Source organism: Micrococcus sp. KBS0714 (assembly GCF_002008305.4).
In the GTDB taxonomy this organism is placed as follows: Bacteria; Actinomycetota; Actinomycetes; order Actinomycetales; family Micrococcaceae; genus Micrococcus; species Micrococcus luteus.
In genome coordinates this window covers 1,371,743-1,385,157 of sequence record NZ_CP042169.1, presented here as the reverse complement: position 1 = coordinate 1,385,157, position 13,415 = coordinate 1,371,743, and the positions used below count along the sequence as shown (strand labels likewise).

Here is a 13,415-nt window from a genome sequence, read left to right as displayed (position 1 = left end):
CCCGCCCACCCCGAGCATCAGGAGTCCCCCATGCCCGTCGCCACCGCCGCGACCCTGCCCGTGATCGCCCAGCAGGCCCAGGGGGGTGGCGGCAGCCTGCTCATGCTCATCGCCTTCGCCCTGCTCGCGGTGATGCTCTTCCTCTCCTTCCGCAAGGGCAAGAAGATGCAGCAGCAGCAGGCGCAGATGCGCAGCACCCTCGCCCCAGGCGTCGAGGTCATGACGGGCGCCGGCATCTTCGGCACCGTCGTGGCCGTGGACACCGAGGGCCAGCGGGTGACGCTGGAGACCGCCCCGGGCACCCGCATGGACGTGCACCTGCAGGGCGTCACCACCGTCGTGGAGCCGGAGACGACCGCCGCGCCCACCACGGACCCGTCGCGTCTGGATGACGCCCCCGGCACCGAGTACCGCGCCGACGACGCCGACGACCCGCGTCCGCGCCGCGACGACCTGGCCTGAGGCCCACCCACCCCTGCACACGCGGCCCCGCCTGGCGGGGCCGCTCGAATGTGACGGAAGCACCTGAGCAATGGCGAAGAGAACACCCACCGGCTCCGCCGGGCGCACCCTGGCCTGGCTGGCCGCCCTCCTCGTGGTCCTGGCCGCGATCCTCGGCGGGGGCGTGGCCTCCGGCGCGGCCTCCTGGGCTCCCAAGCTCGCCCTCGACCTCGAGGGCGGCACGCAGATGGTGCTGGCCCCCCAGACCTCGACGGGCGAGTCCGTCACCCCCGAGCAGCTGGACCAGGCCGTGGAGATCATCCGCCAGCGTGTGGACGGCTCCGGCGTGGCCGAGGCGGAGGTCGCCACGCAGGGCTCCCAGAACGTGGTCGTCTCCCTGCCCGGGGTCCCGGACGAGGAGACCCGCCGCCTGATCCAGGCGTCCGCGGACATGCAGTTCCGCCCCGTGCTGCAGTCCGGCCCGGGGGAGGCCACCCCCGAGGACCAGCGCCTGCCAGAAGACCAGCTGCCGAAGCCCGACGGGGAGCCGGCGGACGCCTACGACCCGAACTGGGTCACCCCGGCCCTGCTGGCCGAGTTCCAGGCCACGGACTGCACCGCCCCGCGGGACCCGGCCGCGCCCCCGCCGCCGTCCGACCGGGCGATCGTCGCCTGCCAGCCCTCCGAGGAGCTCGCCGACGGCGCCGTCACGCCGGCCCAGAAGTACATCCTGGGCCCCGTGGTCATCCCGGGCACCCAGATCAAGGGCGCGTCCAACGGCATGGCCCAGGCCCAGGGCGGCGTCTCCACCAACCAGTGGGTCGTCAACATCGAGTTCGACGAGGAGGGCACCAAGGCCTTCACGGAGGTCACCCAGAAGCTCACCCCGTACCCCGAGGGCGACCCGCGCAAGCAGTTCGCGATCCTGCTGGACGGGGACGTGATCTCCGCGCCGCAGTCCAACGTGGTCATCACCAACGGCAGCGCGCAGATCAGCGGCCCCACCCTGAACGAGCAGACGACGGCGCAGTTGGCCGAGCAGCTCAACTACGGCTCCCTGCCGATCTCCTTCTCGATCGAGTCCGAGCAGCAGATCTCCGCCACGCTCGGCCGGGACCAGCTCTTCTGGGGCCTGATCGCCGGCCTGATCGGCCTCGGCCTCGTGGCCGTGTACCAGTTCTTCCAGTATCGGGCCCTGGGCCTGCTGACCTTCGCCTCGATCATCGTGGCGGGCGTGCTGACGTGGCTGACCATCGCGATCCTGGGCTGGACGGACAACTACCGCCTGTCCCTCGCGGGCATCGCCGGGCTCATCGTGGCGATCGGTCTGACGGCGGACTCGTTCATCGTCTACTTCGAACGCATCAAGGACGAGCTGCGCGCGGGCCACACCGTGCCCGTCGCCGTGCACGAGGGCTGGAAGCGCGCCCGGCGGACGATCACCGCGTCCAAGGCCGTGAACCTGCTGGCCGCCGTCGTGCTGTACTTCGTGGCCGTCGGCAACGTGCGCGGCTTCGCGTTCACCCTCGGCCTCACCGCGATCGCCGACCTGATCGTGGTGTTCATGTTCACCCACCCGCTCATGGTGCTGTTGGCCCAGACCCGCTTCGTGGGCGAGGGACACCCGATGTCCGGACTGGACCCGTCGCTGTTGGGCGGGCCGTCCCTGTACCAGGGCGCCGGGCGCTTCCGCGAGCCCGCCCACGCCCCCCGCACCGGGCTCCCGGCGGAGGCCTCCGACGAGCCGGCCGACGCCGACGACGCGGCGGCCGCCGACGCCCCGCGCCCGCTCGCCGCGACGGGCGCCCCCCGCGCGGGCTCGTCCGCCCGGGGCGGCCGCCGCTCGCGCACCGCGCCGCCCATGACGATCGCCGAGCGACGCCGCGCCGAGCGACGCCGCCAGGAGGAGGACCAGTGAACCGCTTCGCCGACTGGGGCAACGCCCTCTACTCGGGCCGCATCTCCTACCCGTTCATCCAGCGCTGGCGGCGGTGGTTCGCCCTCGCCGCCCTGCTGCTCGTCCTCGCCGGCGGCCTGACCGCCCTCCGCGGTGGCTTCAACCTCGGCATCGAGTTCCGGGGCGGCTCCGAGTTCACCGTCTCGCAGACGGCCTCCACCGACGTGGCCGCGGGCGAGCGCGCCGTGACCGACGTGCTGGCCGACGGCCACGCCACCGTCACGAACGTCGCCCCGGGCACCGTGCGCGTCCAGACCGAGCAGCTCGACGACGCCCAGACCCGAGCCGTGGCCGCGAACCTGCAGGAGGCCTACGGCGTCGGCCAGGACCAGGTGACCTCGACCTTCGTGGGGCCGACCTGGGGCGCCGCGGTGTCGCAGCAGGCCCTGATCGGCCTGGTGATCTTCGTGGTGCTCGTGACCCTGTTCATGGCCGTGTACTTCCGCACCTGGAAGATGTCCCTGGCCGCCGTGCTCGGCATGCTCTACGTGGTCGCGCTGACCGCCGGCATCTACGGCGCCACCGGCTTCGAGATCACGCCGTCGGCCATCATCGGCTTCCTCACGATCCTGTCGTACGCGCTCTACGACACCGTGGTGGTCTTCGACAAGATCCGCGAGAACACGATCGGGGCCGAGGAGGACCCGGAGCGCTCCTTCGTCGAGAACGTGAACCTCGCGGTGAACCAGACGCTCGTCCGGTCCATCACGACCTCCGTCGTCGGCATCCTGCCGGTCGGCTCGATCCTGTTCATCGGCGCGGGGCTGCTCGGTGCCGGCACGCTGCGGGACATCGCGCTCGCGCTGTTCGTGGGCATCATCGTGGGCACCCTGTCCACCCTGTTCCTCCAGGCGCCGCTGTACGCCCTGCTGCGCCGCAACGACCCGGACGTGCGCGACCACGACGCCCGGGCCGCGGCCCGCGCCGCCCGGGAGCGTGCCTCAGAGGCGGTCACCGATCCCGACGTCGCCCCCTGGGACGACGGCGCGCGACTCTGACGGAGCCGCTGCGGCTCCGGTGCACCTGCCACCGGGCCCGGCGGTCTTTCTGGGGCGGGGCGGGACGGGCGCGGGTAGACTCGCCGATCATCCCGGCCGGAGCGGTCGGGGCCGCACGAGTCAGGAGGCGTGGCCCATGAGCGAGCAGGACCCCACTCCCGTCCCGGTCCGGCCCCGCGGCCGGATCGCACGCCTGACCGGCCGGCACGCCACCGAGTACTCGCCCCTGCTCGAGCCGCTGATGCGCACGGTGCGGCAGCGAGCCACCAAGACCGAGCTGGCCGACATCGTCCGCGCCTTCGAGGTCGCCCGCGCGGCACACGAGGGGCAGATGCGGCGCTCCGGGGACCCGTACATCACCCACCCCGTCGCGGTCGCCACGATCCTCGCCGAGATCGGCGTGACCGGCCCGACCCTCCTGGCGGCCCTGCTGCACGACACCGTCGAGGACACGGACTACTCCCTGGAGCGCCTGCGCGCCGACTTCGGCTCCGACGTCGCCCTCCTCGTGGACGGCGTGACCAAGCTGGACAAGGTGACCTACGGCGCCGCGGCGCAGGCCGAGACCGTGCGCAAGATGGTCATCGCGATGGCCCAGGACGTGAACGTCCTGCTCATCAAGCTCGCCGACCGGCTGCACAACGCGCGGACGTGGCGGTACGTCTCCCCGGAGTCCAGCGCGCGCAAGGCCCAGGAGACCCTGGACATCTACGCCCCGCTGGCCCACCGGCTCGGCATGAACACCGTCAAGTGGGAGCTCGAGGACCTCTCCTTCGCCGCCCTCAAGCCCAAGATGTACGCGGAGATCGTGCGCCTCGTGGGGGAGCGGAACCCGGAGCGGGAGAAGCACATCGCGGCGCTGCGCACCGTGATCGAGGATCATCTGCGCGAGCACCGGATCCGGGCGACCGTCACCGGACGGCCGAAGCACTACTACTCGATCTACCAGAAGATGGTGACGCGCGGGAAGGACTTCGACGACATCCACGACCTGACGGGCATCCGGGTGCTCGTGGACTCCGTGCGTGACTGCTACGCCGTGCTCGGCGCGATCCACGCCCGCTGGAACCCGGTCCCGGGTCGGTTCAAGGACTACATCGCGGTCCCGAAGCTGAACATGTACCGCTCCCTGCACACCACGGTGATGGTGCCGGGCGGCAAGCCGGTGGAGATCCAGATCCGCACGCAGGAGATGCACCGCCAGGCCGAGTACGGCGTCGCCGCGCACTGGCGGTACAAGGCCCAGGCCGCCGGCCAGGCGCCGGTGCAGGCCACGCCGGCCTGGCTGCGCTCGGTGATGGACTGGCAGGCGGACACCCGGGACCCGGACGAGTTCCTCGCCTCGCTGCGCACCCAGATCGGGGCGGACGAGGTGTACGTCTTCACGCCGAAGGGGGAGATCCGCACCCTGCCCGCCGGCTCCACGCCCGTGGACTTCGCCTACGCCATCCACACCGACGTCGGCCACCGCACCATCGGTGCCCGGGTCAACGGCAAGCTCGTCCCGCTGTCCACGCCGCTGAGCCACGGCGACACCGTGGAGGTCTTCACCTCGCGCGCCGAGGACGCGGGCCCGAGCCGGGACTGGCTGGGCTTCGTGGTCTCGCCACGGGCCCGGTCCAAGATCCGTCACCACTTCGCCACGCAGCGCCGCGGCGAGCAGGCCGACCGGGGACGCGAGTCGCTGACCCGTCAGCTGCGCAAGGCCGGCATGACCGTGCAGCACGTGCTCGGCGGCGAGGAGCTGGTGCAGCTGGCCACGGATCTCGGCTACGCGGACCTCGACGGGCTGTTCGTGGCCCTCGGCGACGGTCACGTGTCCGCGCAGTCCGTGCAGGAACGCGTCGCGGAGCGCCTCGCTCCGCCGACGCCGACGCAGGCCGAGCCGGAGGGCGAACTGACCGTCGGTGAGGTGGACCTGCAGGAGCTGGTCCCGGCTCAGGCGCGGCGCGCCCCCGCGCGGGCCACCAACGACGCCGGCGTGCTCGTGGACGGCGACGGCGGTGTCATGGCCAAGCTGGCCCGGTGCTGCAACCCGGTGCCGCCGGATGCCATCGACGGGTTCGTCACCCGCGGCTCCGGGGTCTCCGTGCACCGGGTCGACTGTCCGAACCTGGCGACCCTGCTCGCGCAGGAGCCGGAGCGCCACACCCCGGTCAGCTGGGCGCCGTCGAGGGACACCGTCTACCTGGTCGAGATCCAGATCGAGGCGCTGGACCGCAAGTCGCTGCTCTCCGACGTCACACGGGTCCTCTCCGAGAACCACGTGAACATCCTCTCGGCCTCCGTGAACACCACCCGCGACCGCGTGGCGATGAGCCGGTTTGTCTTCGAGATGGGCGACCCCCGGTTCCTCGGCCACGTGATCGACGCGGTGCGCCGCATCGACGGCGTGTTCGACGTGCACCGCACCTGAGCCTCCCGGCCTCAGTCGGGGACGTCCAGCGCCGTCAGCAGCGCGCCCAGCCGGCGCCGGGCCGCCACGACGCCGGCGCGGCGGGTCCGGCGGGCCAGCCGCTCCCGCAGCCCGGCGGCGCCGTGGGCGCCGATCACGGCAGCCGCGCGCCGCGCCGCATCCGGGTCGGCGCTGAGCAGCAGGTCTTCGACCGTCCGGGCGGGCGTGGTGACCCGCACGGGGCCGAAGCGGAGCACGTCCTGTTCGGCGGGGGCGACGCCCGTGGCATCGGCTGCGACGTCCGACTGCGTGAGCGTCCAGGGCAGCTGGCCCCCGCCGGCGGGGCGCCGGTGGAAGTGCGGCACGGCCGCGTGCAGCCGCCCGGGCGCCGCGCCGCCGGCCAGGATCCAGGCCGCCGACGGGCCGATCGCGGTCCAGCCGGCGGCCAGGAGCGGGCCGCCGAGGGTCCACAGGGCAGCGGCCCGGACCGCGGGATCGTCCGCCGCGTCCGGCCGCGCCCACACTCCGGGCAGCAGCGGTCGCACGGCGCCCCGCGCGCCGAGCGCCTGCAGCTCCGGCTCCGTGAAGGGGTCGCCCGCCAGCATGAGCGCCCCGGCCGGGGCGGTCTCCTCGATCGTCACGGTCGTCATGCCCGGAGCCTGCCAGAGACAAGGACGCCCCCGCGGCCGCCTGTGGACAGACGGGCCGCGGGGGCGTGCTCGAGACGGGTGGGGCTCAGCGGAGCTCGGAGGCCGAGGCCTCGAGGGCCTGCTTCCACTTCAGGCGCGCGTCGAGCGCCTCCTGAGCCTTCTTGACGGCGCGCTGGTCGCCCTGGGCCTGGGCCCGGGCGAGATCCGCCTCGAGCCCGGCGATGGTCTCCTCGAGCTGCGTGAGGGCGGAGTTCGTGCGGGCCTTGGTCTCCGGATCGGTGCGGCGCCAGTGCTCGTTCTCCGCCTGCTTGAGGGCGTCCTCGAGCCTGCGGAAGCCCTCCTCCATGCGACGGACGTCCCCGCGGGGCACGCGGCCGGCATCCTCCCACCGCCCGCGCAGCTCGTTGAGCGCGCGCCGCCCGGCCTTGACGTCCGTGAAGGGGAGCAGCTTCTGGCCGTCGGCGAGGATCTGCTCCTTCACCTTCAGGTTGGCCCCGTACTCGCGGTCGATCTCCTGGTTCGCGGCCTTGCGGGCGGCGAAGAAGACGTCCTGGGCGGCGCGGAAGCGGGCCCAGAGGGCGTCGTCCTCCTTGCGGGAGGCCCGGGGGGCGCGCTTCCACTCGTCCATCAGGTCGCGGTACTTGCCGGCGGTCACGCCCCAGTCGGTGGAGGTGGACAGCTCCTCGGCACGAGCGATGAGACGCTCCTTGACCTGCTTGGCCTCGGCCGAGGCGGCGTCCAGCCGGGAGAAGTGGGCGCGGCGGGTCTTGTCGAACGTGGTGCGGGCGCCGCGGAAGCGCTTCCACAGGTCGTCCTCGACCGACTTGGCCAGACGCGGACCGGCCTTCTGGGCGGCCTTCCACTCCTCGAACAGCTCCGTCATGCGCTTGGACGCGGTCTTCCAGGGCATCCGCTCGGCCGGGGTCTGGGCGAAGGTCTCGGCCTCGGCGACGATGGCCTCGCGGGTGGCCAGCTGCTCGGCCTGGGCGGCCTGCCGGGCCTCCTGTTCCGCGGCGCGGTAGTCGGCCAGGAGGGTCTCCAGGGCCGCCAGGCGGGTGCGGAGGGCGTCCATGTCGCCGACCATGTGGCGCTCGTTCACCGCGGTCGTCATCTGACCCAGCGCCCGGCCCAGCTCACTCGAGGGGGCGCCGGCGGCGATGCGCTGCTCGAACAGGGCCATCTGGGCGCGCACGTCGTCGTACTTGCGCACGAAGTACGCCAGCGCGTCCTCGGTGCTCGCGTCCGGCACCTGGCCGACCGCGTGCTCCTCCTGCCCGTCCAGCAGCGTGACGTGGCCGTCCTCGCTCACCCGGGCGAACCTGGCGGCCTCCTCCACCGGGGTGGGCGGCACGGTCGGGGCCACGACGGGGGCCGGGACGGCGGACGCGGCGGCGGGCGTCGCGGGGCGCACGGCGGCCGGGCTGGCCTTCTTCATCGCGGCCGGGGAGGGCACGGCGGGCGCCTCGGCGGGCTGGGCGGAATCACCGTGCGCCGGCGCGTCGGGGACGATCTCGGGGACGGGACGGGCCTCGGCGGGCACGGTCGTCTCGGCGGCCTCGGCCGATGCGGGGGTGGCCTCGGTGGCGGGGGACTGCTGGTCGTCGGGCTGCATGTGATTGGTCACCGCTGGAACTCTCCCTGACTGCGCCGGCACGCAGTCGTCGAGGGATGCGGCCGGTCGGGATGGACACGAACAGGGCCAGCGTACCGGGCCGGACAGCGCCCGCGCCTAGAATGGGCCGGTGCGCCGGCGGGGGACCGTCGTGCGTCCCCGCCGTCGTCGTCTCGAAGGATCGCCATGTCCCGCAAGGCCTCCCTGTCCGGTTTCCACGAGTGGCTGCCCGCCGAGCGGCTCGTGGAGCAGCACGTGCTCGACACGCTGCGGCGGACCTTCGAGCTGCACGGGTTCGCCGGCATCGAGACCCGGGCCGTGGAGACCCTGGGCCAGCTGCTGCGCAAGGGTGAGGTGGACAAGGAGGTCTACGCGGTCTCGCGCCTGGCCGAGGACGAGGAGGTCGCCGCGGGCCGGCGCGAGCCCAAGGACCCGGCCGACCCCAAGCGCCTGGCCCTGCACTTCGACCTCACCGTGCCGTTCGCCCGCTACGTCGTGGAGAACGCCGGCCACCTCGCCTTCCCCTTCCGTCGCTACCAGATGCAGAAGGTCTGGCGCGGGGAGCGCCCTCAGGAGGGCCGCGCCCGCGAGTTCACCCAGGCGGACATCGACGTCGTCGGCGACGGCGCCCTCTCGCCCCGGTACGACGCCGACGTCGCACTGGTGATGGCCGAGGCGCTCGGCGCCCTGCCGATCGGCGACTTCCTCATCCGCGTGAACAACCGCAAGCTCGCCGAGGGCTTCTACCGGGGCATCGGCCTGGAGGACACCGCCGGAGTGCTGCGCAGCATCGACAAGCTGGAGAAGGTCGGCCCGGAGGAGGTCGCGCGGCTGCTCCAGGAGGAGGTCGGCGCGAGCCCCGAGCAGGCTGCGCAGGCGCTGGCCCTGGCGGACATCCGCACGTCGGACACCTCGTTCGTCGAGCGGGTCCGCGCCCTGGGGGTGACCCACGAGCTGCTCGAGGAGGGGCTGACCGAGCTGGCCGACGTCGTCGCCACCCTGCACCGCCGCGCCCCCGGGCGCGCCGTGGCGGACCTGTCCATCGCGCGCGGCCTGGACTACTACACGGGCACCGTCTACGAGACCGTCCTGGTGGGCCACGAGCAGCTCGGATCGATCTGCTCGGGCGGCCGCTACGACGCGCTCGCGTCCAAGGGGAACCGCGTGTTCCCCGGTGTCGGACTGTCCATCGGCGTGACGCGGCTGGTGATGCGCATGCTGTCCCAGCAGATGGCCGTGGCCTCCCGCTCCGTGCCGACCGCGGTGTACGTGGCGCTGACCGCGGACGAGGACTGGTCCGAGGCCCAGGACGTCGCGGCCCTGCTGCGGGAGCGCGGCATCCCCGCGGAGGTCGCGGTGTCGGCGGAGAAGTTCGGCAAGCAGATCAAGTACGCGGACCGCCGCGGCATCCCGTTCGTGTGGTTCATGGGCCGGGACGACGCCGGCGCACGGGTCCACGAGGTGAAGGACATCCGCTCCGGTGAGCAGCACGCCGTGGACCCGGCCGACTGGACCCCGCCGACCGAGGACCTGCTGCCGCAGATCACCCGCACGCAGGACTGAGGGGGCGCGCCCTGCGCGCCGGGCCCGGCATGCGACGCCGACACCCGTCCGCGCGTCGGGTCACCCGCCCCGGCGCCCGGCCCGCACGAACGCGCGCCCGCCCACCCCGATCAGGAACACGCCCGCCATCGCGGCCACGGACATCGGCGGCAGGCTGAAGGCGAGCAGCAGACACAGGGCCAGGCCGAGCACGTTGACGGCCCGGGGCACGCGCAGCGGGCGCGGCCGGGCCGGGCGGTGGCCGTGGTCGTCCCCGCGCAGGGTCAGGGCGGACAGGTTCGCCACCGCGTAGTAGACGAGCACGCCGAACGAGCTGAAGCCCACCACGGTGAGGATGTCCGTGGTGAGCAGGAGCAGGACGACGGCCGCGGCGACCGTCAGCTGAGCCGTCCACGGCGTGCCGGTCCCCGCATGGACCCGAGCCAGGGGGCGGGGCAGGTCGGCCTCGCGGGCCATGGCCAGGGCGGTGCGGGAGATGCCCGTCAGCAGGGTGAGCATGGCCCCGGCCGCGGCGAGGGCGGCGCCGGCCACGGCCACCCAGCCCCAGCCGGAGCCCAGGGCGGTCTCGAGCAGCTCGCGCACGGGCGCCGGGGACCGGGCCAGCCCGGAGGTCCCGAGGCCCGAGATCAGCGCCGTGGCGAGCAGCAGGTACAGCGCCACGGTCACGGCGAGGGCGATCAGGATGGCGCGCGGGATCGTGCGTGCGGGGTCGATGACCTCCTCGCCCATGGTGGCCACGCGCGCGTAGCCGGCGAACGCGAAGAACAGGACGCCCGCGCCCATGAGCACGCCCTGCACAGGGGAGTCGACGCCGAGCGCCGCAGCCGAGCCCCCGGGGGCCTCGCGCGCCAGGCCCGCGCCGATGGCCAACACGAGCACGGCGAGCACGGGCACGAGGATCGCCAACGTCGCCTGCGCGGTCCGCGTCACGCCCGCCATCGCCACCCCGGTGAGCACGACGACGGCGGCCACGCCCGTCCACCGGGCCGCGGCGGCGTCGTCGGGGACGAGGTACAGGCCGAGGGTGGCCGCCACCGCGGCCACCGACGCGGTCTTGCCCGTGACGAAGCCCCAGCCGGCGACGAAGCCGGCCCACGGGTGCAGCTGCCGCCGGCCGTAGACGTAGGCGCCGCCGGACTCGGGGTGGACGGTGGCCAGCTGCGCCGTGGACAGGGCGTTGCACAGGGCCGCGACGGCCGCGACCGCCAGGGCCCCGTACAGCAGGCCGGGGTGGCCGCCGGTGAGCGCGGCCGCCAGGCCGATCGCGGTGAACACGCCCGCGCCGATCATCGAGCCGAGGCCGATCGCGACGGCGTGGAGCAGGGTCAGGCGGCGCTGCAGGGCGGCGGTCATGACGGGGTCCTCCTGGGCTGGGGCAATGCGGGCGGGGCACTAGACTGACGGGAACGGCGCGCGCCCGCCCCGCAGGCGTATCACACGGCGTCGACCATCACATGAACCCCGCACATCGTCCGGCGACCGGACGGAGAGGACCCTCGTGCTGCGCACCCACTCCCTCGGCGAGCTCAACGCCTCGCTCATCGGCCAGACCGTCACCGTCACCGGCTGGGTGGCGCGGCGGCGCGACCACGGCGGCGTGGCCTTCGTGGACCTGCGCGACGCCTCGGGCTTCGCCCAGGTCGTGGTGCGGGACGAGGCGGACTTCGACCCGCTGCGCAACGAGTGGGTCCTGCAGGTCACCGGCACGGTCGAGCGCCGCCCCGAGGGCAATGAGAACCCGAACCTGCCCTCCGGTGAGATCGAGCTGATCGCGGAGACCGTGACGGTGCTCAACACCGCCGCCGCGCTGCCGTTCCAGGTGGACGAGCACGTGGAGGTCGGCGAGGAGGCCCGGCTGCGCCACCGCTACCTCGACCTGCGCCGCCCGCAGCCCTCGCGCATCATGCGCCTGCGCTCCGAGGTCAACCGCACGGCACGCGAGCTGCTGCACGGCGAGGGCTTCGTGGAGGTCGAGACCCCGACCCTCACGCGCTCGACGCCGGAGGGCGCCCGCGACTTCCTCGTCCCGGCCCGCCTGGCTCCCGGCTCCTGGTACGCCCTGCCGCAGTCGCCGCAGCTGTTCAAGCAGCTGCTGCAGGTGGGCGGGATCGAGAAGTACTACCAGATCGCCCGCTGCTACCGCGACGAGGACTTCCGCGCGGACCGTCAGCCCGAGTTCACCCAGCTGGACATCGAGGCCTCCTTCGTGGAGCAGGACGACGTGATCGCCCTCGGCGAGAAGATCGTCAAGGCCCTGTGGGCCCTCGTCGGTGTGGACGTGCCGACGCCGATCCGCCGCATGACCTACGCCGAGGCGATGGAGAAGTACGGCTCGGACAAGCCGGACCTGCGCTTCGGCCTCGAGCTGACGGACCTGACCGAGTACTTCAAGGACACCCCGTTCCGCGTGTTCCAGAACGAGTACGTGGGCGCCGTCGTGATGCCGGGCGGCGCCTCCCAGGCCCGCCGCACCCTCGACGCGTGGCAGGAGTGGGCCAAGCAGCGCGGCGCCAAGGGCCTGGCCTACGTGCTCATCCAGGAGGACGGCGAGCTGACCGGCCCGGTGTCCAAGAACATCTCCGAGGAGGAGAAGGCCGGGCTGGCCGCCGCCGTGGGCGCGAACCCGGGCGACTGCGTGTTCTTCGCCGCCGGGAAGCCGAAGGAGTCCCGCGCGCTGCTGGGTGCGGCCCGCGTGGAGATCGGCCGTCGCTGCGGGCTGTTCACCGATGCCGGTGACGGCGTGGCCGCGAAGGACGCCGACTGGGCGTTCGTGTGGGTCGTGGACGCGCCGATGTTCGAGCCGGCGGCCGACGCCGTGGCCTCGGGCGACGTCGCCGTGGGTGCGGGCGCCTGGACCGCCGTGCACCACGCGTTCACCTCGCCCAAGCCGGAGTTCGCGGACACCTTCGACACCGACCCGGGCGCGGCCCTGGCGTATGCGTACGACATCGTGTGCAACGGCAACGAGATCGGCGGCGGTTCCATCCGCATCCACCGTCAGGACGTGCAGGAGCGCGTGTTCGAGGTCATGGGCTTGTCCCCGGAGGAGGCGAACGAGAAGTTCGGCTTCCTGCTCGAGGGCTTCAAGTACGGCGCCCCGCCGCACGGCGGCATCGCGTTCGGCTGGGACCGCGTGGTCGCCCTGCTGGCCGGCACCGACTCGATCCGCGAGGTCATCGCGTTCCCGAAGACCGGCGGCGGCTTCGACCCGCTGACGGCCGCACCGGCGCCCATCACCGCCCAGCAGCGCAAGGAGGCCGGCGTCGACGCGCAGCCGGAGCCGAAGCAGGCCGAGGCCGAGCCGGAGGCCTGATCCGGGTCCGCGGCGGGCCCGCCTCAGCCGCGCCGCGGACCGGCCAGCTCGTCCGAGTCCACGATCAGCGTGAACGGCCCGGAGTTGGTGAGGGAGACGTCCATCTTCGCGCCGAACACCCCGCGCTCCACGCGCACGCCGGCGGCCTCGAGCTCGGCCGTGAACCGCTCGTAGAGCGGCTCGGCCTGGTTGCCCTTCGCCGCGCGCGTCCAGGACGGCCGCCGGCCCTTCCGCACGTCGCCGTACAGCGTGAACTGGCTGACGACGAGCGCCGGGGCACCGGCGTCGGTGAGGGACCGCTCGCCGTCGAGCATGCGGAGCCCGGCCACCTTGCGGGCCACCTGGACGGCCTCGGCCTCGGTGTCGTCGACGGTCACGCCGAGCAGGATCACCAGCCCCTCGCCCTCGAAGGAGCCGACGACTTTGCCGTCGACGGTCACGGACGCGGAACGGGCGCGTTGCAGAACGGCTCTCATGCAGCCATTC

General features: G+C 73.3%; 10 protein-coding genes. 6 read left to right on the top strand and 4 right to left on the bottom strand.

All coding sequences use genetic code 11. From position 1 onward, the window contains the following. Positions 1 to 30: 30 nt before the first annotated feature. From yajC to B1A86_RS06330, 4 genes are all read left to right on the top strand, one after another. Positions 31 to 462, top strand: a complete 432-nt coding sequence (gene yajC, locus B1A86_RS06345) for a preprotein translocase subunit YajC (protein WP_078025480.1) — start codon at positions 31 to 33, stop codon at positions 460 to 462. Between the two features lie 70 nt (positions 463 to 532). Beyond that, positions 533 to 2,359, top strand: a complete 1,827-nt coding sequence (secD, locus tag B1A86_RS06340) for a protein translocase subunit SecD (protein ID WP_036340294.1) — start codon at positions 533 to 535, stop codon at positions 2,357 to 2,359. After that, positions 2,356 to 3,396, top strand: a complete 1,041-nt coding sequence (gene secF, locus B1A86_RS06335) for a protein translocase subunit SecF (protein WP_036317952.1) — start codon at positions 2,356 to 2,358, stop codon at positions 3,394 to 3,396. Before secD ends, secF begins: the two co-directional genes overlap by 4 nt. A 136-nt stretch (positions 3,397 to 3,532) precedes the next feature. After that, positions 3,533 to 5,812: a bifunctional (p)ppGpp synthetase/guanosine-3',5'-bis(diphosphate) 3'-pyrophosphohydrolase gene (locus tag B1A86_RS06330; RefSeq protein ID WP_036340297.1), complete on the top strand. Its 2,280-nt coding sequence runs from the start codon at positions 3,533 to 3,535 to the stop codon at positions 5,810 to 5,812. Positions 5,813 to 5,823: 11 nt separating this feature from the next. Here the strand turns inward: B1A86_RS06330 and B1A86_RS06325 are convergent, their stop codons facing one another. Together B1A86_RS06325 and B1A86_RS06320 are read right to left on the bottom strand one after the other, a co-directional pair. Next, the gene (locus B1A86_RS06325; RefSeq protein WP_012750900.1) at positions 5,824 to 6,441 is read right to left on the bottom strand and encodes a hypothetical protein; all 618 of its coding nucleotides are present in this window, start codon (positions 6,439 to 6,441) and stop codon (positions 5,824 to 5,826) included. A gap of 85 nt (positions 6,442 to 6,526) precedes the next feature. Continuing rightward, the gene (locus tag B1A86_RS06320) at positions 6,527 to 8,065 is read right to left on the bottom strand and encodes a DUF349 domain-containing protein (RefSeq protein WP_078025479.1); all 1,539 of its coding nucleotides are present in this window, start codon (positions 8,063 to 8,065) and stop codon (positions 6,527 to 6,529) included. 174 nt (positions 8,066 to 8,239) lie between these two features. Here B1A86_RS06320 and hisS point away from each other — a divergent pair, with 174 nt between their 5' ends. Further along, positions 8,240 to 9,616, top strand: coding sequence for a histidine--tRNA ligase (gene hisS / locus B1A86_RS06315; protein WP_036336623.1), 1,377 nt, complete (start codon positions 8,240 to 8,242; stop codon positions 9,614 to 9,616). A gap of 60 nt (positions 9,617 to 9,676) precedes the next feature. Here hisS and B1A86_RS06310 read toward each other — a convergent pair whose 3' ends face one another. Continuing rightward, positions 9,677 to 10,969 carry an APC family permease gene (locus B1A86_RS06310; RefSeq protein ID WP_036336621.1) on the bottom strand — a complete coding sequence of 431 codons (1,293 nt, stop codon included), beginning with the start codon at positions 10,967 to 10,969 and terminating at the stop codon, positions 9,677 to 9,679. A gap of 145 nt (positions 10,970 to 11,114) precedes the next feature. Here B1A86_RS06310 and aspS point away from each other — a divergent pair, with 145 nt between their 5' ends. Continuing rightward, positions 11,115 to 12,929 (top strand): aspartate--tRNA ligase, encoded by a 1,815-nt coding sequence (gene aspS, locus B1A86_RS06305; protein WP_078025478.1) that lies wholly within the window; start codon positions 11,115 to 11,117, stop codon positions 12,927 to 12,929. A gap of 23 nt (positions 12,930 to 12,952) precedes the next feature. Here the strand turns inward: aspS and dtd are convergent, their stop codons facing one another. Beyond that, positions 12,953 to 13,405 (bottom strand): D-aminoacyl-tRNA deacylase, encoded by a 453-nt coding sequence (dtd, locus tag B1A86_RS06300; RefSeq protein ID WP_044659818.1) that lies wholly within the window; start codon positions 13,403 to 13,405, stop codon positions 12,953 to 12,955. Between the last annotated feature and the right edge of the window lie 10 nt (positions 13,406 to 13,415).